This is a genomic window from Actinomadura sp. 6N118 (genome assembly GCF_044326415.1).
Taxonomy (GTDB): Bacteria; Actinomycetota; Actinomycetes; order Streptosporangiales; family Streptosporangiaceae; genus Spirillospora.
Window position 1 is genome coordinate 71,710 of sequence record NZ_JBIRAZ010000013.1, and the last position, 18,820, is coordinate 90,529.

19 protein-coding genes are annotated in these 18,820 nt (G+C 69.6%); 8 read left to right on the plus strand and 11 right to left on the minus strand.

The features are described 5' to 3' along the window. The first annotated feature begins 13 nt into the window (after positions 1–13). Entirely contained in the window at positions 14–355 is a 342-nt protein-coding gene (locus tag ACH34W_RS30950) for a DUF6285 domain-containing protein (RefSeq protein ID WP_395964660.1), read from the plus strand. Positions 356–408: 53 nt separating this feature from the next. On the opposite strand, the gene mctP is transcribed toward ACH34W_RS30950, so the two are convergent. The 3 genes from mctP to ACH34W_RS30965 form a co-directional block, all read right to left on the minus strand. Further along, the gene (gene mctP, locus ACH34W_RS30955; RefSeq protein ID WP_395964661.1) at positions 409–2,004 is read right to left on the minus strand and encodes a monocarboxylate uptake permease MctP; all 1,596 of its coding nucleotides are present in this window, start codon (positions 2,002–2,004) and stop codon (positions 409–411) included. Between the two features lie 3 nt (positions 2,005–2,007). After that, on the minus strand, positions 2,008–2,232 hold the full coding sequence (locus ACH34W_RS30960; RefSeq protein WP_395964662.1) for a DUF3311 domain-containing protein: 225 nt from the start codon (positions 2,230–2,232) through the stop codon (positions 2,008–2,010). 165 nt (positions 2,233–2,397) lie between these two features. Further along, positions 2,398–2,955: a VOC family protein gene (locus ACH34W_RS30965; RefSeq protein WP_395964663.1), complete on the minus strand. Its 558-nt coding sequence runs from the start codon at positions 2,953–2,955 to the stop codon at positions 2,398–2,400. 291 nt (positions 2,956–3,246) lie between these two features. Here ACH34W_RS30965 and ACH34W_RS30970 point away from each other — a divergent pair, with 291 nt between their 5' ends. The 3 genes from ACH34W_RS30970 (at position 3,247) to ACH34W_RS30980 (ending at position 6,596) form a co-directional block, all read left to right on the plus strand. Further along, positions 3,247–5,397, plus strand: a complete 2,151-nt coding sequence (locus tag ACH34W_RS30970) for an anthranilate synthase component I (RefSeq protein ID WP_395964664.1) — start codon at positions 3,247–3,249, stop codon at positions 5,395–5,397. A gap of 92 nt (positions 5,398–5,489) precedes the next feature. Beyond that, positions 5,490–5,639 (plus strand): GPGG-motif small membrane protein, encoded by a 150-nt coding sequence (locus ACH34W_RS30975; RefSeq protein WP_192809483.1) that lies wholly within the window; start codon positions 5,490–5,492, stop codon positions 5,637–5,639. 36 nt (positions 5,640–5,675) lie between these two features. Further along, a complete protein-coding gene (locus tag ACH34W_RS30980) occupies positions 5,676–6,596 on the plus strand; it encodes an SDR family oxidoreductase (protein WP_395964665.1) in 921 nt (306 codons plus the stop codon). On the opposite strand, the gene ACH34W_RS30985 is transcribed toward ACH34W_RS30980, so the two are convergent. Next, a complete protein-coding gene (locus tag ACH34W_RS30985; RefSeq protein ID WP_395964666.1) occupies positions 6,587–7,549 on the minus strand; it encodes a helix-turn-helix transcriptional regulator in 963 nt (320 codons plus the stop codon). The two genes, ACH34W_RS30980 and ACH34W_RS30985, sit on opposite strands and share 10 nt — an antisense overlap. A gap of 85 nt (positions 7,550–7,634) precedes the next feature. On the opposite strand from ACH34W_RS30985, the gene ACH34W_RS30990 reads away from it, so the two are divergent. After that, a complete protein-coding gene (locus tag ACH34W_RS30990; RefSeq protein ID WP_395964667.1) occupies positions 7,635–8,351 on the plus strand; it encodes a FadR/GntR family transcriptional regulator in 717 nt (238 codons plus the stop codon). Positions 8,352–8,419: 68 nt separating this feature from the next. Then, the gene (add, locus tag ACH34W_RS30995; protein WP_395964668.1) at positions 8,420–9,532 is read left to right on the plus strand and encodes an adenosine deaminase; all 1,113 of its coding nucleotides are present in this window, start codon (positions 8,420–8,422) and stop codon (positions 9,530–9,532) included. A gap of 18 nt (positions 9,533–9,550) precedes the next feature. On the opposite strand, the gene ACH34W_RS31000 is transcribed toward add, so the two are convergent. Both ACH34W_RS31000 and ACH34W_RS31005 read right to left on the minus strand, forming a co-directional pair. Beyond that, positions 9,551–10,825: a DUF1266 domain-containing protein gene (locus ACH34W_RS31000; RefSeq protein ID WP_395964669.1), complete on the minus strand. Its 1,275-nt coding sequence runs from the start codon at positions 10,823–10,825 to the stop codon at positions 9,551–9,553. A 24-nt stretch (positions 10,826–10,849) separates the two neighbouring features. Further along, positions 10,850–12,907: a molybdopterin-dependent oxidoreductase gene (locus ACH34W_RS31005; protein ID WP_395964670.1), complete on the minus strand. Its 2,058-nt coding sequence runs from the start codon at positions 12,905–12,907 to the stop codon at positions 10,850–10,852. Positions 12,908–13,075: 168 nt separating this feature from the next. Here ACH34W_RS31005 and thyX point away from each other — a divergent pair, with 168 nt between their 5' ends. Continuing rightward, positions 13,076–13,804, plus strand: a complete 729-nt coding sequence (gene thyX / locus ACH34W_RS31010) for an FAD-dependent thymidylate synthase (protein ID WP_395964671.1) — start codon at positions 13,076–13,078, stop codon at positions 13,802–13,804. 30 nt (positions 13,805–13,834) lie between these two features. Here thyX and ACH34W_RS31015 read toward each other — a convergent pair whose 3' ends face one another. From ACH34W_RS31015 to ACH34W_RS31030, 4 genes are all read right to left on the minus strand, one after another. Continuing rightward, complete coding sequence (locus tag ACH34W_RS31015) at positions 13,835–14,215, minus strand: VOC family protein (protein WP_395964672.1); 381 nt, start codon at positions 14,213–14,215, stop codon at positions 13,835–13,837. A gap of 45 nt (positions 14,216–14,260) precedes the next feature. Next, positions 14,261–14,548 (minus strand): ubiquitin-like small modifier protein 1, encoded by a 288-nt coding sequence (locus ACH34W_RS31020; RefSeq protein ID WP_395964673.1) that lies wholly within the window; start codon positions 14,546–14,548, stop codon positions 14,261–14,263. Beyond that, positions 14,545–15,639, minus strand: coding sequence for a WD40/YVTN/BNR-like repeat-containing protein (locus ACH34W_RS31025; RefSeq protein ID WP_395964674.1), 1,095 nt, complete (start codon positions 15,637–15,639; stop codon positions 14,545–14,547). The genes ACH34W_RS31020 and ACH34W_RS31025 overlap by 4 nt, the downstream gene beginning before the upstream one ends. A gap of 87 nt (positions 15,640–15,726) precedes the next feature. Then, positions 15,727–16,134, minus strand: coding sequence for a PaaI family thioesterase (locus ACH34W_RS31030; RefSeq protein WP_395964675.1), 408 nt, complete (start codon positions 16,132–16,134; stop codon positions 15,727–15,729). Between the two features lie 119 nt (positions 16,135–16,253). On the opposite strand from ACH34W_RS31030, the gene ACH34W_RS31035 reads away from it, so the two are divergent. Further along, positions 16,254–17,090, plus strand: coding sequence for a helix-turn-helix domain-containing protein (locus tag ACH34W_RS31035; RefSeq protein ID WP_395964676.1), 837 nt, complete (start codon positions 16,254–16,256; stop codon positions 17,088–17,090). 49 nt (positions 17,091–17,139) lie between these two features. Here the strand turns inward: ACH34W_RS31035 and ACH34W_RS31040 are convergent, their stop codons facing one another. Beyond that, on the minus strand, positions 17,140–18,273 hold the full coding sequence (locus ACH34W_RS31040; RefSeq protein WP_395964677.1) for a globin domain-containing protein: 1,134 nt from the start codon (positions 18,271–18,273) through the stop codon (positions 17,140–17,142). Between the last annotated feature and the right edge of the window lie 547 nt (positions 18,274–18,820).

An 18,820-nucleotide genomic window follows, 5' to 3' on the forward strand; every position in this document is an offset into this window, starting at 1 on the left:
GAGGAGAAGCGCGATGCCCCAGCCGCACGATGCCCCGACCGCCGCCGAGCTCGTCGCCGCCGTCCGTGAGTTCCTCGAACGCGACGTGCTGGGCTCGCTGGAGGGTCGTACGCGTTTTCACGGCCTGGTCGCCGTCAACGTTCTCGGGATGGTCGAGAGAGAACTGGACCTCGGCGCGGCACAGGACCAGGCCCATGCGGCACGGCTCGCCGAGCTGGGATTCGCGGACGACGCGGAGTTCGCCGCCGCGATCCGGGAAGGGCGCCTGGACGGCCGTTACGGCGAGCTGAAGTCCGCGCTCCTGGAGATGACGCGCGACAAGCTCGCGGTCGCCAACCCGTCCTATACGAGCTGAGCCCGGGCGCCTCCGCAAGGGAGACGCCCGGGCTCAACAGGCAACGTCCGGCATCAGGTGGAGCTGGTGAGCTCCAGGTCCTTGACCTTCGGGTCGCCCGCGTCGGCGACGTAGTCGTCCGACTTGGTGGCGTCGTCGCCGTCCTTGACCTTGGCCGCCTTGAGGATCAGCGTGCCCAGGATGGCCACGAGCAGGTTGAGCGCCAGGGCCAGGACGCCGACGTAGATCGTCATCTTGGTGTCGAAGCCCAGCTCGCTCAGGTTGTAGGCCGAGCCGCCGAAGTGCTTCTTGCCCTTGAGCGGGTTCGGGATCTCGTACAGCAGCCACATGCCCCACGCCAGGCCGGCCGCCCAGCCCGCGATCAGCGCGCCACGGTGGAACCAGCGCGTCATCAGGCCGAGCGCCACCGCCGGCAGCGTCTGCAGGATGATCACACCGCCGATGAGCTGCAGGTCGATGGAGAACTGCGGGTCCAGCAGCAGGATGCACGCGACCGCGCCGACCTTGACGATCAGCGAGACCAGCTTGCTGACCGTGGCCTCCTGCTTCTCGGTCGCGTCCTTGCGGATGTACTCCTTGTAGATGTTCCGCGTGAACAGGTTGGCCGCGGCGATCGACATGATCGCGGCGGGGACCAGCGCGCCGATGCCGATCGCGGCGTACGCCACGCCGGTGAACCAGCTCGGGAACATCTGGTCGAAGAGCACCGGCACCACGGTGTTGCTGTCGGTGCCGATCGGCTTGGTCCCGGCGGCGATGGCCATGAAGCCCAGCAGCGCGATCAGGCCGAGCACGAGGCTGTAGGCGGGCAGCGCCGCCATGTTCCGCTTGATGACGTTGCGGTCCTTGCTGGCCAGCACGCCGGTGATGCTGTGCGGGTAGAGGAACAGCGCCAGCGCCGAGCCGAAGGCGAGCATGGCGTAGTTGAGCTGGTTGGCGCCGTTCAGCAGGGTGCCGTCGCCGGGGTTGGGGGTCGTGGCGAACTTCTTCTCGGCCGCGTCGAAGATGTCGCCCCAGCCGCCGAGCTTGCTCGGGATGTAGATCACCGCGACGATGATCACCAGGTAGATCAGCACGTCCTTGACGAACGCGATGAGCGCCGGCGCGCGCAGCCCGGACTGGTAGGTGTAGGCGGCCAGGATCGCGAACGCGATGATGATCGGGAGATGGCCGGTCACGCCCATCGCCTTGAGCACGGCCTCGATGCCGATCAGCTGCAGCGCGATGTAGGGCATCGTCGCGACGATGCCGGTGATCGCCACCAGCAGCGCCAGCGTGGGAGAGCCGAACCGGGCCCGTACGAAGTCGGCCGGGGTCACGAAGCCGTGCACGTGCGACACCGACCAGAGCCGGATGAGCACGAGGAAGACCAGGGGGTACACGACGATCGTGTAGGGCACGGCGTAGAAGCCCATCGCGCCCGCGCCGAACACCAGCGCCGGAACCGCGACGAAGGTGTAGGCGGTGTAGAGGTCACCGCCGATCAGGAACCAGCTGATCCAGGAGCCGAAGTTACGGCCGCCCAGGCCCCACTCGTCCAGGCTGTCCATCGTGGTCGGGCGCCGCCAGCGCGCCGCCACGAATCCCATGCCGCTGACGGTCAGGAAGAGGACGCCGAAAACGATCAACTCGGTGAGGTGGTCGCGCATCGGTCAGTCCCCCTTCCGCTTCGTCATGCGGTAGACGACCAGCGTCGTGACCACGCCCAGGGGGATGAAGGCGAGCTGCATCCAGTAGAAGGCCGGGAAGCCGGCCAGCCGGGGCTCTTCCTTGTTGAACAGCATCGTCAGCAGGGGAATGACAATGGGGACCACCAGCAGCCAGTTCCAATGGCTGCGGTCGGTCCGCCGCGTCTCCGGCGGTTCTTGCGAGGCCAAGGGGTCCTCCTCGTACCGTGCTCATGCGCGACCCGTCCACATTGTGAGACGGATCACTCTCAGGGGTGCGAGGGCGGAGCCTACCTTCTCCCTGGTCACAGGCGGATATCGGACATGGTACGAGTTGGGTGGATCGGTCCAACTTTTCAGGACCTGGGAGTCCGGTCAGACGGTCCGGTCCGCCGCCGTCTTCGGCTCGTGGCGGACGTCCTCAGGCCGGTCCAGTTCGCGGAGCCAGGAGGCGAACTCCACCAGGATCCCGTCGGGGTCCTTGAAATAGATCGACCGCACGAAGACCCCGTCGTGCACGTCCTTGGCGACGCCGAACTCGCTGTCGTCGTGGTTGAGCAGGACGCCGACGTCGATCCCCTTGGCCACGAGCTTGTCGCGGTACTCCTCGATCTTCTCCGGCGGCACGTCGAAGGCGATGTGGTTCATCGAGCCGATCGCCGACAGCAGTTCCCCGCGGTCGGGCAGGTTCTTGGGCGCCGACACGCCGGGCACGGGCTCGGGGGCGTCCGGGAACCAGAAGAACGCCAGCGCGTTGCCGCCGCCGCAGTCGAAGAAGAAGTGCTGGCCCCAGCCCATCGGGAGCTCGATCGTCTTGATCAGCGGCATGCCGAGGACGCCGGAGTAGAAGTCGACCGTGCGCTTCATGTCGCTGCAGACGAGCGCCAGGTGGTTGACCCCGCGCAGTTCGAACTCGGTGTTCTTGCCGGTCATGAGTGGGAGCTCCCGTGCCGTAAGTGGTCCCTTGCATCCATGATGGCAAGCCCGGCCGGAATTGAGAACCCTGGCCGGTGGATCCCCCGGCGCGCCGGGGGCGGGCTGCTCGACCCCCGGCTGGAGAGCCGGTAAGCTCTGCGCATGCGAATCGGGACCCGCCGTTGGTGGTGGCGCCGCTGAGGCGGAGCCAGATTCGTGCTTGCTCGAACTTCCAGGCGACCGCCCTCACCCGGTGGTCGTTTCCGTTTTCCGCCGGTGTGCAGGGCCTGACGACGAGGGGCCACCGCGGTGGAGAACGATCGATATCAGCCGCAGACCAGCGAGTTCGTGACAGCCGGGGGCGTACGGGTCACCCGTACGGCGACGCCGGTCGACCCCGAGCGCAAGTCCGATGTGCTCAACGCCCTGGTCGCCGCCGTGGGGGAGCGGCGCGGCGGCGTGCTCAGCTCCGGCATGGAATACCCCGGCCGCTACAGCCGCTGGCACATGGCCTATCTCGATCCCTGCCTGGAGATCGTCGCGCGGGGCCGGGTGCTGACGGCGCGGGCGCTCAACGGCCGCGGCGAGGTGGTGCTCCCGGCGCTCGCGGGCGTCCTGCGCGGCACCGGCGAGGTCCGGGCCGACGAGCGGGACCGGTTCGAGATCTTCGTTCCGCCGACCGAGGAGTTCTTCACCGAGGAGGAACGCAGCCGGCAGCCCACCGTCTTCACCGCGATCCGCGCGATCGTCGACCTGTTCCGGTGCGACGACCCGCATCTCGGACTGTACGGGGCCTTCGGCTACGACCTCTCGCTGCAGTTCGAGCCGCTGCGGCTCAATCTGGAGCGGCCCGCCGACCAGCGTGACCTCGTGCTGCACCTCGCTGACGAGATGGTGGTCGTCGACCGCAAGCTGGAGGTCTCGCATCGGATGTCGTACGACTTCACGGTCGGCGACGCGAGCACCACCGGATTGCCGCGCGAGACCGAGCCGACCCCGGCCGTGGTCGCCGCCGAGCTGCCGCCGCAGCCGGTCCCGGGCGTCTACGCGCAGATGGTGCGGGAGGCGAAGGACAAGTTCATTCGCGGCGACCTGTTCGAGGTGACCCCCGGCCACACGATGTACGGGCGATGCGACTCGCCCTCGGCGTTCTTCGAGCGGCTGCGCGAGACTAATCCCGCGCCGTACGAGTTCCTCTTCAATCTCGGCGACGGCGAGTATCTCGTCGGCGCCTCCCCGGAGATGTTCGTCCGCGTCAGCGGCGACCGGGTGGAGACGTGCCCCATCGCGGGCACGATCCGGCGCGGCGCGGACGCGCTGGAGGACGCCGAGCAGATCAGGACCATCCTGACCTCGCTCAAGGACGAGTCAGAGCTGACGATGTGCACGGACGTCGACCGCAACGACAAGTCGCGGATCTGCGTGCCGGGCAGCATCAAGGTGCTGGGCCGCAGGCAGATCGAGCTCTACTCGCGCCTGATCCACACCGTCGACCACATCGAGGGGCGGCTGCGCCCGGGCTTCGACGCCCTCGACGCGTTCCTGACCCACATGTGGGCGGTCACCGTCACCGGCGCGCCCAAGACCTGGGCGATGCAGTTCATCGAGGACCACGAGGAGTCGCCGCGGCGCTGGTACGGCGGAGCGGTGGGGTTCGTGGGCTTCGACGGCTCCATGAACACCGGCCTCACGCTCCGTACCGCCCAGATCCGCGACGGCGTCGCCACCGTCCGCGCCGGGGCCACGCTGCTGTACGACTCCGACCCGGACGAGGAGGAGCGCGAGACGCACCTCAAAGCCAGCGCCCTGCTGCGCGCGCTCGAACACGGCCAGGACGAGCCCGGCGAACGCGAGGCCGAGGCGGCGGAACGGCCCGGCGACGGCGTGAAGGTGCTGCTCGTCGACCACGAGGACTCGTTCGTCAACACCCTCGCCGACTACTTCCGCCAGAAGGGCGCCGACGTGGTCACCCTCCGGCACGGCTTCCCTGTCCGGATGCTGGACGAGCAGGCCCCCGACCTGGTCGTGCTGTCACCCGGCCCGGGCCGCCCGGAGGACTTCGACACGGCGAGCCTTCTCGACGCACTGGAGGCGCGCAACCTGCCGGTCTTCGGCGTCTGCCTCGGCCTGCAGGCGATGGTGGAGCACGCGGGCGGCGAGCTGTCGTTGCTGGCCGAGCCCGCGCACGGCAAGCCGGGGCAGGTGCAGGTGAGCGGCGGCGAGATCCTCGGAGGGCTGCCGGCGGAGTTCACCGCCGCCCGGTATCACTCCCTGCACGCCAAGCCCGAGCAGGTGAAGGGCTTCCAGATCACGGCCCAGATCGGGGACGTGGTGATGGCGATCGAGGATCCCGGGCGCAAGCGCTGGGCGGTGCAGTTCCACCCCGAGTCGATCCTCACCGCGGCAGGGCGGTCCGGCCACCGCATCGTGGCCAATGTGCTGAGTCTCTGCAAAAAGTAGGTCTCTGCAAAAAGTAGGGCCTCTGCCGGGATTAGGGCAGGACCGGAAATGCAGGCTGGTTTGCGGGGTCCCCGCGCGGGGACCCCGCCGCCATGTTGACACTACTCTGGCTCATCGCGGTGATCATGATCATCGCAGGCATCTACGTCATCATCGCCCGGCGCGAACTGCTGTTCGGGATCATCCTCATCGTCCTCGGCTTCCTCGTCGGCCCCGGCGGGGTGAGCATCTTCAATCCCTGACAGGACCTGACACGTATTCCTGCCAGGCTCGTTCCCATGAGTGAGAAAGCGCTGGCAGGAAAGATCGCACTCGTGGCGGGGGCCACCCGTGGCGCGGGCCGCGGCATCGCCGTCGAGCTGGGCGCCGCGGGGGCGACCGTGTACGTGACGGGTCGCACGACCCGCGAGAGCCGGTCGGAGATGAACCGGCCGGAGACCATCGAGGAGACCGCGGAGCTCGTCACCGCCGCGGGCGGGACGGGCATCGCGGTCCAGACCGACCATCTGGAGATCGACCAGGTCGACCGGCTCGTCCGCCGGATTGACGAGGAGCAGGGCCGCCTCGACCTCCTCGTCAACGACATCTGGGGCGCCGACCATCTCTTCGAGTTCGGCAGCGCCCTGTGGGACCACTCCCTGGAGAACGGGCTGCGGCTGCTCAAGCTGGCGATCGAAACGCACGTCATCACCAGCCACCGCGCGCTGCCGCTGCTGATCAGGAACCCCGGCGGGCTGGTCGTGGAGGTCACCGACGGCACCGCCGAGACGAACGCCGAGTACCGCAAGGAATCGGGCTACTTCTACGACCTCGCCAAATGGACGGTGATCCGGATGGGGCTCGGGCAGGCCGCCGAGCTCGAACCGCACGGATGCACCGCCGTCTCGATCACGCCCGGCTGGATCCGTTCCGAGAACATGCTGGAGAACTACGGCGTCACCGAGGACAACTGGCTTGAAGGCGCCAAGAAGAGCCCGCACTTCGCCATCTCCGAGTCGCCCGCGTTCGTGGGGCGTGCGGTCGCGGCCCTCGCGGCCGATCCGGACCGGCACCGGTGGACCGGGCAGTCGCTGTCCAGCGGCGGGCTGGCGCAGGTGTACGGCTTCACCGACCTCGACGGCAGCCGCCCGGACGCCTGGCGCTACATCGCGGAGGTCGAGCGGGCGGGCAAACCCGCCGACACCACCGGCTACCGGTAGAGGGCGGCGAGCCGGGCGGCGGTCTCGCGCATGCGGTCCCGCAGCTCCGCCGGTTCCAGCACCTCGACCTCGGGACCCAGACGCAGCAACTCGGTCTGCGCGACGTCCGGCGACTCGACGGGCAGGCGGGTGGTGACCCAGCCGTGCTCGTCGGGTTCGCCCGCGTCCTCGGCGGCCCGTTGCGCCGCGTACGGCTCCACGTTGTACTTGAGCCGCCGCAGGCCCAGCGGGCTCAGCCGCACGGTGATCTCGTCGCGGAGCATGGACCGCAGGAACGCGGCCGCCTGTCCGGCCCAGTAACCGGGCAGATCGAAGCCCTCGTCGCGGTCGAACATCTCACCGACCGGCTCGACGGCCGTGATCCTTTCGACCCGGTAGGTGCGGTGGCCGTCGCCGACATGGCCGATCAGGTACCAGACCCCGTTCTTCAGCACGAGCCCATAGGGTTCGACGACGCGGGTGACCTCGTGCTGCTTCCGGTAGCGGATCTCCACGGTCTCGTCGCCCCACACCGCCTGCGCCAGCCGCTCCAGCAGCGGCGGCGGATCGGCGTTGCCGAACCATCCCGGCGCGTCCAGGTGGAAACGCTGCCCGGCACGCGCGGACGCGTCACGGAAAGGCGCGGGGAGAGCAGCCAGCACCTTGAGCTGCGCCGCCCCGACCGCGTCGGCCAGGCCCATGTCGCCGGCGGGCCCTGGCAAGCCCGACAGGAAGAGGGCCTCGGCCTCCTCGCGGCTCAACCCGGTCAGCCGCGTCCGGTAACCGCCGACCAGCCGGTAGCCGCCGTTGCGGCCCTGCTCGGCGTAGACGGGGACGCCCGCGGCCGACAGCGCCTCGACGTCCCGGTAGACGGTACGTTCGGAGACCTCCAGCTCCTCGGCCAGCTGCCCGGCCGTCATCGTGCCCCGGGCCTGCAGGAGCAGCACGAGTGAGATCAGCCGGGCGGCGCGCATGTGCCCATCTTGACGCAGCGCGGCAGGGGCTGCGACGCTGGCGTGGCTCAGTGGATGATCCACAGTTCCGGTCCGGAGCCGCCCCATGACCTCGCCGATCGCCCGTGACACCGTCGTCGACGCGCTGACCGAACGGCTGCGGGACGATGTGCTGAGCGGCCGCTATCCGCCCGGCTCGTACCTGCCGCCCGAACGTGAGCTGGCCGCCGCGTACGAGGTGACCCGGACCTCGCTCAAGCACGCCATCGTCCGGCTGGCCCAGGTGGGGCTCGTGGAGACCAAGCACGGCGTGGGCACCCGGGTCCGTGACTATGAGAGGCTCGGCGGCCCGGAGCTGCTGCCCCTGCTCGTCCGCACCGTCGGGCCCTCCTGGATGGGGGAGATCTTCGAGGTCCGGCGCGAGATCGGAGCGCAGGTGGCGGCCAAGGCGGCCGTGCACATCACCGGCGAGCAGCGCGACCGGCTCGTGGAGCTGGCCGCCCGGCTGCGCGGGGCTCCCGACGCCGGGTCGGCACAGCTGACCGAGTGCGAGATCCACCGGGTGATCGCCTCCGCGACCGGCAACCGGGTGTACGGGTTCCTGGTCAACGCGCTGCTCAACGCCTACCTGGAGGTCCGCGACGTCTTCCGGTACGCGTTCGCCGACCCGGAGGCCGCCGCCGACCGGATCGCCCCGCTCGTCGAGGCGTTGTGCGCGGGCGACCGGGACCGGGCTCGCGCCGCAGCCGACGCCTACTTGGCCGAGACCGAGCGGCTCATGCTCAATCCACCCCTTGCCGACCAGGTGATTCGCAATATCTGACAGCTTTGTGTCAGGAACACGGCTTTTGCCTGTTGTGGAGTCGTCCGGCCTTGTTAGCGTCTCGCGACATGGCGACCACCGAACACGAACTCTCCGGGGCCGCGGCGACAGCTGCTGACCATCAACGTGCCGATCATCAACGTGCCGACCGTCAGCGTGCCGATCACCGGCTGTCCCTGCACTCCTTCATCGACGCGCTGCCCAAGGTCGAGCTGCATGTCCACCTCGTCGGCTCGGCGTCGGTGCCGACCGTGCTGGAGCTGGCCCGGCGGCACCCCGGCGGCCCCGTGCCCACCGAAGAGGAGAGGCTCCGGCGCTTCTACAAGTTCATCGACTTCCCGCACTTCGCGAAGGTGTACGAGGCGGTCTCCAGCCTCGTGCGCACCCCTGAGGACGTCGCCACGCTGGTCCTCGGCACCGCCCGTGACCTAGCGGCCCAGAACGTCCGGTGCGTCGAGCTGACCGTCACCCCCTACACGCACCAGCGCATGGGCATGCCGATGCCCGCCATCACCGAGGCGTTGGACCTGGCGGTACGGCAGGCGCGGGATCTCTACGGCATCCAGGTCGCCTACATCTTCGACATCCCGGGTGAGTTCGGGGCGGAAGGCTGCCGCCAGACAGCCCGGCACGCACTGGAACACCCGCCGGAGGCCCTGATCGGCTTCGGCTTGGGCGGCATTGAGCAGATGCGCACCGCGATCCGCGACGAGATCCGCGAGGCCTTCCGCGCGGCGCGCGGCGCCGGGCTCCGCAGCCTGCCGCACGGCGGTGAGATGAGCGGCCCCGAGACGATCTGGGAGGTCATCGACGGCCTCGGCGCCGAACGGATCGGCCATGGCATCCGCTGCCTGGACGATCCGCGCCTGGTCGCCCACCTGCGCGAGACGCAGATCCCGCTGGAGGTCTGCCCCACCTCCAACGTCTGCACCGGGCAGGTCCCCGACATCGCCGCGCACCCGTTGCCGCGCCTGCTGGAGGAGGGACTGTTCGTCACCCTCAACAGCGACGACCCGCCGATGTTCGACACCACCCTCACCGGTGAGTACCGGGTGGCCGCCGACGTCTTCGGCTTCGGCCGGGAGCAGCTCGCCGCGCTCGCCCGGAACGCGGTCGCCGCCTCGTCGCTGGACGGGCCGGGCAAGCAGGCGATCGTCCAGGAGATCGACGCCGTCGCGTGAACGATCCCCCGCCCCGCGTCAGCCCCAGGCGAGCTTGCGCCAGGGGCTGCCGGGGTCCTCGACGAGGATCCGGTGGCCGGTGAGCGACCGGTCGTACCAGTCGCCGAGCTCGCCCTCGTCGAAGCGGAGCATGCGGCCGAGGATGTACCCGGCGGAGTAGTCCTCCCAGGACTTGTAGACCTTGGACGCGTAGTGGCCGGCGCGCAGCACGCAGTCCTCGGCGGTCTCGGTGTCGCAGTAGCCCGCGTTCAGTCCCCAGCGGGCCATGTTGACGGCGCGGCCGAAGTCATAGCCGAAGACGCTGTCCACGCGGGCCTCCGGCGGCAGCAGGCCGTCGATCCGGAACCGTTCCTCATACCGGGCGATCTGCCGGGCGAGCTGGACGAGCTCCTCGGTGGTCTCCACGGAGATCTGCTTCTCCTGGCACCAGCCCGCGATGGCCGAGTGCCAGGCGAGCGGATCCGTCATCCCGGCCGCGCGCCGGTCCAGGACGATCTGGATGGCCGGATCGCAGTTCTCGGCCGCCAGGAGCGCGTCCATCGCGCTCTTCCAGCTGTCGGTGCCGGTGATGCCCCAGTCGCGGGAGAGCAGCGTGCGGTTGTGCTCGGGGTCGCGGTCGGTGCCGGTGATGGTGTTCCACGCGACGCCGTTGCCGACGGCCAGGTGCGCGCCCACCGCGAGCGCGGCGGTGAGCCGTCCCCAAGTGGGAGCCTCGTGGTCGGTGATGAGGATGTCGTAGTCGCGGTCGGGACGCCGTTCGGCCTCCGCGAGGATGGCGGCGACCTGCTGGTAGCCGTCGCCGGCAGGCGGCATCTGGGCGAGCATGTCCCGCAGGGGCGCGACTGCCTCGCGCGCTCCGGCGTCGGCCACGATCAGGCGGGCCGCGTGGACCGCTGCCCGGTCGGCGCGCTTGTTGTCCTGCAGGGCGCGGAAGCCCGTCATCGCGCCCCAGGCACGCCGGGCCGCCTCGCCCGTCCGTCCGGCACCCGCCAGCACGTGGGCGGCCTGGCCGTCGAGGACGGCGCGCGCCTCGGCCGCGTCGCCGGGAAGCCCGCCCGCGGCCTGGTCGGCCCGGCCCAGCACGTGCAGCGCCTCGTCCGTACGGCCCGCGCCCTGTAACGCACGGGCCTCCCGGCCCCGCACGGCGACGGCCGAGGCCCGGTCACCGCCGGCCTCCATCGTGTCGGCGAGGGCGGCGAACGCGGCGGCGGCGTCCTCGAACCGTCCCTGCCGCTCGTACTTCCGCGCCTGGGCGAGCAGCTCGCCGGTGTTGTCGGCGGCCTGGTATGTCATGGGATCACACCGTACCGGCCGCGGTCAGGCCAGGGGCTCCACTTCGACGCGGGTGTCGTGGAAGACGGGGCCGCCGCCCAGGTCGGTATCGCGTTCGTCGACGACGGCGTTGGCGTTCGCCCCGCCGCCGAACTTGGCCCAGTGTCCCTTCGTGGTGCCCGCGACCCCCGGGCGCAGCCGGTCGGTCACCTCCACGGTCACCTCGAACGAGCCGCGCTCGTTGACGATCCGGGCGCGGTCGCCGGTGGCGAGCCCGCGCGCGGCGGCGTCGTCCGGGTGGAGCTGGACGGCCGGACCGCCCGACCGGCGGCGCAGCTCGGCGTTGTTGCCGAAGATCGTGTTGAGGAACGTGTGGGACGCGCCCGACACCAGCGCCAGGGGATAGCGGCGGGCCCGTTCGGGGTCCGCGACCTCGACCGGCGCGACGTAGGTGGGGAGCACCGGGTGCCCGCCGCCGGCCGCCCGCTGAGACCGGAACTCCAGGCGGCCCGAAGGCGTGGGGAACTCCTCCGCGTACGGCAGGAACGGCTCCGGCACGTTGAAGCGGACGAAGCCCTCCTTGCGGAGCCGGTCCAGCGTGATGCCGTCCAGCCACGGGTGCCCGGACGAGAGGAGCTGCTCGGCGATCTCCTCGTCGGAGTCGTACAGGCTCGGCTCGGTCAGACCCATCCGGTGCGCCAGCCGGCGGAACGTCTCGGTGCCGGACAGGCACTCGCCTGCGGGCTCCACGGCGGGCTCGTTCCACGCGAGGTAGAGATGCCCGTAGCCCGCGTTCAGGTCCTTGTGCTCGTGCTGCATCGTCGCGGGCAGCACGATGTCGGCGTAGTCGACGGTGTCAGTGGGGAACTGCTCCAGCACGACCGTGAACAGATCCTCGCGGGCCAGCCCTTCGCGGACCTTGTTCTGGTGCGGGGTGCTGCCAACCGGATTGGCGGCGATGACGAACAACGCCTTGACCGGCGGATCGTCCCGTTCGAGCAATCCCTCGCCCAGCCTGCTCATCGAGAGCGTGCGCACCGGGCCGGGCCGCAGGTCGTCACGGAACACCGCGGCCTGGTCGAGCTTGACGTGCTCGGACGTGGAGTAGCTGACCCCGCCGCCGCGCAGCGCCCAGTCGCCGGTCACGCCGGGGATGCCCGCGATGGTCCGCAGCGTCATGCCGCCGCCCGCGTTGCGCTGCAGGCCCATGGTGGCGCGGATGGCGGTCGGCCGGGTCCGCGCGATGCGCTCACCCAGAGCCACGATCGACTCGGCGGGGATGCCGGTGATCTCGGCGGCGCGGTCGGGCGGGAACTCGGCGATCCGGTCCCGGAACTCCTCCCAGCCCAGCGTGTGCTGGGCGAGGAAGTCCTCGTCCTGGGCGCCGAGGCCGACGACCACGTGGAGCAGGGCGAGGGCGAGCGCCCCGTCGGTGCCGGGCAGCGGCGCCAGGTGCTCGTCCGCCTGCTGGGCGCTACGGGTGCGCACCGGGTCGATGGCGACCAGATGGGCACCGGCCTGGCGGGCCTCCTGGATGAACTTCCAGACATGGTGTCCGCTGGTCAGAGGGTTCGAGCCCCAGAGGATGATCAGCTTGGCATGGGCGAGGTCCTCAGGGTCCATGCCCGCCGAGGAGCCCATTGCCTGCCTCAGGCCCTCGCTGCCCGCCCACGAGCAGATGTTGGGCGCGTGACCGGACGCGCCCAGCGTGTTGAAGAACCGGCGCCCCGGGGTACCGCCCAGGCCCTGGATGAAGCCCAGCGTTCCGGTGCCCCAATAGGGCCAGATCGCCTCGCCGCCGTGCTCCTCGACGACCCGGCCGAGCCGCGTCGCGATCTCGTCGAGCGCCTCGTCCCAGCTGATGCGTTCGAACCGGCCCTCGCCCTTGGCGCCGACCCGGCGCATCGGATGAAGGATCCGGTCGGGTGCCTCGGCGTGCTCCAGCCACCGGTTGACCTTGGTGCACAGCGCGCCCCGGGTGTACGGGTGGTCGGGATTGCCGCGCAGCTTGACCGCCTTGCCGTCCTTGACGGTCACCACCCACGAGCAGCCGTCGGGGCAGTCCAGCGGGCAGGCCCCCAGGACCTTCAACTCGGTGCCCATCAGACCTTCCCTTCGAACGTGTCGGCGAGGCGGACGTCACCATTGTGCTCGAAGACATCACGAGTGTCATCCTGAGACGGACATTACGTCGCGCCCAGAGCGGATCCTGTCGGCGGGCGGGACTAAGGTTGCCGGGGCGGTGAACCGAACGAGGAGGGGGAGATCCCGGTGGCGGTCGACGAGGTCGAGATCGAGTTTCGCAGTGACATGGTCGTCGAGCTGATCAAGTCCGCGGCGTCGGACGCCGACGTGCTGTGGGCGGCCCGCGTGTCCACCAAGGGCGAGAGCTCATTGGCGGAGATCGAGGCCGACCCCGAGCGCTCCAAGGGCCTGATCAACTTCCTGATGCGCGACCGGCACGGCACGCCGTTCGAGCACTCGTCCATGACCTTCTACATCAAGGCTCCGATCTTCGTATTTCGCGAGCACATGCGGCACCGCACCTTTTCTTACAACGAGGAGTCCGGCCGCTACCGCAAGCTCGACCCGGTCTTTTACGTCCCTGGCCCCGAGCGCAAGCTCGTCCAGGAGGGCAAGCCGGGCAAGTACGTCTTCGTGGACGGCACGCCCGAGCAGCACAAGCTGGTGACCGAGGCCACCAAGGAGAGCTACCGGCAGTCCTACCGCGCCTACCTGGAGATGCTCGAAGCAGGCGTGGCGCGTGAGGTGGCCCGCACGGTGCTGCCGGTCGGCCTCTACTCCTCGATGTACGCGACCTGCAACGCCCGCGCCCTCATGAACTTCCTCTCCCTGCGCACCCAGCGCGAGGACTCGGCGTTCCCCTCGTTCCCGCAGCGCGAGATCGAGATGGTCGCCGAGCAGATGGAGGAGCAGTGGGCGGCCCTCATGCCGCTCACCCACGCCGCCTTCGAAGCCAACGGCCGCGTCTGCCCCTAGCGCTCAGCGTCTGCCCATGCCGCTCAGCGGTCACAGGTAGTTGCTGATCTCGATCAGGTTGCGGTCGGGGTCGCGGAAGTAGACGCTGCGGATGGGGCCGGTCGCGCCGGTGCGTTCGACGGGCCCCTCCTCGATGCGCACGCCGTGCTCGGTGAGCTCCTTGGCGACCTGGTCGAGCGGGGTGGTGGCGATCAGGCAGAGGTCGGCGGTGCCCGGGAGGGCCTGGTCGGCCTTGGGCTTGAACTCGTGACCGGCCCGGTGCAGGTTGATCTTGCTCTGGCCGAACGCGAGGGCGTGGCGGCCGTCGCCGAACGAGACCGCCTCCATGCCCAGGACCCGGGTGTAGAAGTCGATCGTGGCGTCCAGGTCGGCGACGGTCAGTACCAGGTGGTCGAGCCTGTCGATGCGCATGCTCTCACCGTAGAAGCCGCGGAATAGATCTACAATGTAAAGGCGTCAGCCTCCGGAGACGGCGGGGAGGATGTAGACCTCGGCGTCCGGCACCAGCGGCGTCGCCAGCAACGCGAGGTCCCGCACGTTCGCGGGCCCGATGAACACGTTGACATGCGGCCGGAGCGCGCCCTGCTCGTCCCGTACGCGGCGTTCGACGACGGGCAGCTCGCGGCCGAGCGCGTCCAGAAGATCGCCCACCGTCGCCCCGTCGGGCAGCTCCACAGGGACGACCGGCCGGGCGCCGGCGAGGTCGCGCAGGGCTCCCGGCAGCCGGACCTCAACGGTGATCACGTTGTGGCCGCCCGCACGCAGAGGACGTCGGGCAGATGGCGGACGACCTCGGTCCACGACTCGCCATCGTCGCGGCTGGCGTAGACACAGCCGTCGCGGGTGCCGAAGTAGACCCCCGCCGGGTCGGCCTGGTCGGTGCACATCGCGTCGCGCAGGACGGTCGTGTAGCAGGGGTCCTCGGGGAGTCCCTTGCTCAGTGACCGCCAGGAGCCGCCCGCGTCGTCCGACCGGTAGACCTGCAGGCGATGGCCGGCGGGGCTGCGGTCTTCGGCGCCGTTGAGGGGCAGCACGTACACCGTGTCGGGCCGGTGCGGGTGGACGGCGATCGGGAAGCCGAAGTCGGCGGGGAGCCCCTCGTCGATGCGCGTCCACGAGGAGCCGGCGTCGTCGCTCCGGTAGACGCCGCCGTGATGCTGCAGGAAGAAGCGCCCTGGGCGCGACGGGTGCAGGTCCACCTTGTGCACGCACTGGCCGTACTCGGGGAACGCCTCGGCCTCGGGGAAGAAGTCCGCCTTGATGCCCTGGTTGTGCGGCGCCCACGTCGCACCGCCGTCGGTCGTCCTGTACACGCCCCCGGTCGAGATGGCCACGGTGAGCGTCCGGGGGTCCTCAGGGTCGGGCAGCACGGTGTGCAGGCACAGCCCGCCACCGCCGGGCTGCCAGGTAGGCCGGTGCGGATGGCCCCACAGGCCTTCGACGAGCTGGAACGTGTGCCCGCCGTCCTCGGACCGGAACAACGCCGCGGGCTCGACGCCCGCGTACACCACATCGGGCTCGGCCTCGGAGAAGCGCAGCTGCCAGATGTCGGCGAGGGTGGTCTCCGCCGACTCCGGGAAGGCGATCGGCGGCTCTTCGGCGTCCTTGGCGGGCTCGCTCCAGGTCTGCCCGAAGTCGTCCGAGGTGACGATCGAGATGCCCCAGAACGGGCTGTTGACGGCGGCCAGCATCCGGCCGCCGTCCGCGATCCCGATGGCGGTGACCGGAGTACTGGGGAAACGGAGGGGATCCGTCGTCCACTCTGCCCGGCCGTGCCGGCTGCGGGCGGTGAAGAGACCCTTCCGTGTGCCGATGACGAGTACGACGTCGTCCATGACGTTCTCCCCGGTGAGACCTGGTGTAACGCCATGCTGACACGCTGCTGGCCGCCTGGCCCAGCGACTCGTGGAACGAGATTGAGATCAGGGCCGCAAGACGGCCTGTGTTTGCGTGACCTGGGCGATCCGTTTGCCGTCGGCGTCGTGCAGGTCGGTCTGCACGACGATGGACGTGCGGCCGACATGGAGCGGCCGTGCCACGGCGTTCACGTGCCCGGAGCGGACGGCGCGGAAGAAGTTGGTCTTCGACTCCAGCGTGGTCGTGGACGTTCCCGGCTGCAGATTGAGGAACGCGCACGCGGCGCCCAGGGTGTCGGCCAGGGCCATCAGGGCGCCACCGTGCATCACACCGCCGGCGGTGCACCGGTCCGGGTCCCATGCCAGCCGCCCGGTGACCTCCTCGGGCCCCGCGGTGTCGATCTCCAGCCCCAGCGCGCGGGCGAACGGCATGGCATCGGCCAGCTGGCCGGGGGTGATCTCGGTGGTCATCATGCTCCTTGCGATCAGGGTTGAGATCACCTTCGTGGCCCGACCATGGCGGGGTCCATTACCTGGGAGGTAAAGCGGCGGGTGAGCGGCATTACGTGGAAGGTAATGGCTTCCGTGACGTGATGATCGGTAGCGTCCTGGACGTGACGACGATGACGACATCACTCAGCGACGTGCGGCCGATCGGGGAGCAACTGCGCGCCTGGCGCCAGCGGCGGCGGCTGAGCCAGTTGGAGCTGGCTTCGGCGGCCGACGTGTCGACCCGCCACCTGAGCTTCGTGGAGACGGGGCGTTCCGCGCCGAGCCGGGAGATGGTCCTGCGGCTGGCCGAGCATCTGGATGTGCCGCTGCGCGACCGCAACCTGCTGCTGGTCTCCGCGGGGTTCGCGCCGGTGTACGCCGAGACGCCGATGGAGGAACCACGGATGGACTCGGTGCGGTCGGCGCTGCGGCTCGTCCTGGAGGCGCACGAACCGTTTCCCGCGGTGGTCGTGGACCGGTTCTGGAACCTGATCGACGCCAACGGCGCCGCGGCCCTGTTCATGGAGGGTGCGCCGCCCGAACTGCTGGAGCCGCCGGTGAACGTGCTGCGGCTCAGCATGCATCCGGAGGGCATGGCCAGGAACATCCTCAACCTGGGGGAGTGGCGCGCTCACATGGTCGACCGGGTGCGCAGGCATGTGGCGCTCACCGCCGACGAGTCCCTCGCGCAGCTCTACCGCGAGCTGCGTGACTACCCGGGCACCGACCCGGTGGCCGAGGCCGTGGTGACGCCTTCCGGGAACGAGGTCGTGGTGCCGCTGCGGATGCGGGTCGGCGGCGAGGAGCTGTCGTTCATCGGCACGATCGCCACGTTCGGCACGCCGGTCGACATCACGGTCGCCGAGCTGGCCATCGAGTCGTTCTACCCGGCTGATCAGCGTACGACCGACTTCCTTCGCCGGCGCGCGGGCTGGTGAGCGGGCTGGTGAGCGGGACGGTGAGCGGGACTTCGACGGACTCTGCGGACTAGGACTTGCCGGGCTGGGAGTCCTCGGCGCCGAGGAGGTCGTGGTGGATGCGGGCCGGCGGCACGCCGAGCCGCTGGAGCTCGCCGACCGAACTCCGGATCATCTCGGTGGGACCGGACACGTAGACGTCGTGGTCCTCCCAGTCGTGGAATTGGCTGAGCACATCGGGTATCCGCCCCCGCATGCCGTCGTATCCGGGCTCCTCTGACACGACGGGGATCACCTGGAGCCAGGGATAGCTGGACTCCAGCAGACGCAGATCCGGCAGGTCGTACAGGCCGTGCTCGGCGCGCGCGCCCACCAGCAGGTGGATGTTGCGATGCCGTCCGGACATGATGACCTGCTCGGTCAGGGCCTTGAGGGGGGCCAGGCCGGTCCCTCCGGCGAGGAGCAGGAGGTCCCGATCGCCTTCCGGGTCGAGGGTCATGGTGCCCAGCGCAGGGCCGAGCAGCACGCTGTCGCCGGCCTTGGTGTCCCGGACCAGGCTGCCGCTGACCCAGCCGCCGGGCAGGGCCCGGACGTGCAGACGCATCATGCCGTCCGAGCGCGGCGCGTTGGCGATCGAGTAGGGCCGCCAGACGCGCGGCCACCGGGCGGCCTGCACCGTGACGTACTGCCCGGCGATGTACGGCAGCGGCTGGGCGGGCCGTACGGTCAGCACGGCCAGATCATGCGAGCGGCGGTCGTGGTCGTGGACTTCGGCCACCCACCAGGGCGGCGCCTGCGCGGCGTCCTCGTCGGCGGCGGCGAGCATCAGGCCGCTCGCCTCCTGGTAGGCGGCGGTCCAGGCGGCCTCCACTTCCGGGGTCCACTCGTCGCTGAACTTGCGCAGCGTCGCGATGAGCGCGGCCCCCACGGCCGGGTAGTGCTCCCGGAGCACCCCGAACTTGCGGTGATCACGGCTGAGCTGTGCGAGGTAGCCCGCGAGCGTACCGGGACTGTCCAGGCTCCATACGATCTTGGTGAGCGCGTGAAAGAGACGGTCGCGCTGGGCGTCCATTGCCGGTGGGAACATGGCGCGCAGCCGCGGATTCTCCGCGAATAGCCGCCCGTAGAAATAGGCAGCCGCCTTGTCGGCGGATGTCCCGAGTTGCGCGAAATTCTCTTTTATAAGGCGGGGTTCCAATGACATTTGCCAAGCTCGCCCCCCTGGCTTTGTCTCCGGTCCCTCGACCTTCCACGGCGTCTCCAACGCCCACGAGGTGCCCGGCCTGATGAGATTCTCGCACCCAAAGCCGCTGCTACTCAACCGTTTCGCGGCAAGGTACACGCTTGCCCACTATTAGTAATCACAGCATTATTCTCTGTAATTGCAATTGGGTGAAGAATACTGATCGGTATTCAATGTGGCGGGTTGCCCCGGGGGTGATCGTCGCGACGAATAACCCTTGTGGATCGCAAAATCCGGCACCACAAATGGGCCTGGAGATCGGCAAGGAAGGGGAAAGAGGAGGGAGGTGGAGGCGGTGGAAAAACTTCATCCTGGGTATGAAGTTTCCGAATTCATGCTCGGGGGAGGGGGTGGGCCTGCGTGGGCCGGGGGATTACGGCAAGCTGGGACGGGACCAGGCCAGGGGTGGGACGGTCCGAAAAGCGGGGTCATCCGTCATGATGGCCCTGGCGAACACGACGATTCGCCGCAGATCGGGTACCGAGCCGTGGCCAGTGCTCATCGAGGA

What these genes read in the sequence shown, in the direction of transcription:
- ACH34W_RS30985 (WP_395964666.1), bottom strand. Translation starts at nt 7,549, where the DNA reads ATGCGCGCCGCCCGGCTGATCTCACTCGTGCTGCTCCTGCAGGCCCGG.
- ACH34W_RS31040 (WP_395964677.1), bottom strand. Translation starts at nt 18,273, where the DNA reads ATGTCATTGGAACCCCGCCTTATAAAAGAGAATTTCGCGCAACTCGGG.
- ACH34W_RS30990 (WP_395964667.1), top strand. Translation starts at nt 7,635, where the DNA reads ATGACCTCGCCGATCGCCCGTGACACCGTCGTCGACGCGCTGACCGAA.
- ACH34W_RS30975 (WP_192809483.1), top strand. Translation starts at nt 5,490, where the DNA reads ATGTTGACACTACTCTGGCTCATCGCGGTGATCATGATCATCGCAGGC.
- ACH34W_RS31035 (WP_395964676.1), top strand. Translation starts at nt 16,254, where the DNA reads ATGATCGGTAGCGTCCTGGACGTGACGACGATGACGACATCACTCAGC.
- add (WP_395964668.1), top strand. Translation starts at nt 8,420, where the DNA reads ATGGCGACCACCGAACACGAACTCTCCGGGGCCGCGGCGACAGCTGCT.
- ACH34W_RS30950 (WP_395964660.1), top strand. Translation starts at nt 14, where the DNA reads ATGCCCCAGCCGCACGATGCCCCGACCGCCGCCGAGCTCGTCGCCGCC.
- ACH34W_RS31030 (WP_395964675.1), bottom strand. Translation starts at nt 16,134, where the DNA reads ATGATGACCACCGAGATCACCCCCGGCCAGCTGGCCGATGCCATGCCG.
- ACH34W_RS31015 (WP_395964672.1), bottom strand. Translation starts at nt 14,215, where the DNA reads ATGCGCATCGACAGGCTCGACCACCTGGTACTGACCGTCGCCGACCTG.
- ACH34W_RS31025 (WP_395964674.1), bottom strand. Translation starts at nt 15,639, where the DNA reads ATGGACGACGTCGTACTCGTCATCGGCACACGGAAGGGTCTCTTCACC.
- ACH34W_RS31005 (WP_395964670.1), bottom strand. Translation starts at nt 12,907, where the DNA reads ATGGGCACCGAGTTGAAGGTCCTGGGGGCCTGCCCGCTGGACTGCCCC.
- ACH34W_RS31000 (WP_395964669.1), bottom strand. Translation starts at nt 10,825, where the DNA reads ATGACATACCAGGCCGCCGACAACACCGGCGAGCTGCTCGCCCAGGCG.
- ACH34W_RS30980 (WP_395964665.1), top strand. Translation starts at nt 5,676, where the DNA reads ATGAGTGAGAAAGCGCTGGCAGGAAAGATCGCACTCGTGGCGGGGGCC.
- ACH34W_RS30965 (WP_395964663.1), bottom strand. Translation starts at nt 2,955, where the DNA reads ATGACCGGCAAGAACACCGAGTTCGAACTGCGCGGGGTCAACCACCTG.
- mctP (WP_395964661.1), bottom strand. Translation starts at nt 2,004, where the DNA reads ATGCGCGACCACCTCACCGAGTTGATCGTTTTCGGCGTCCTCTTCCTG.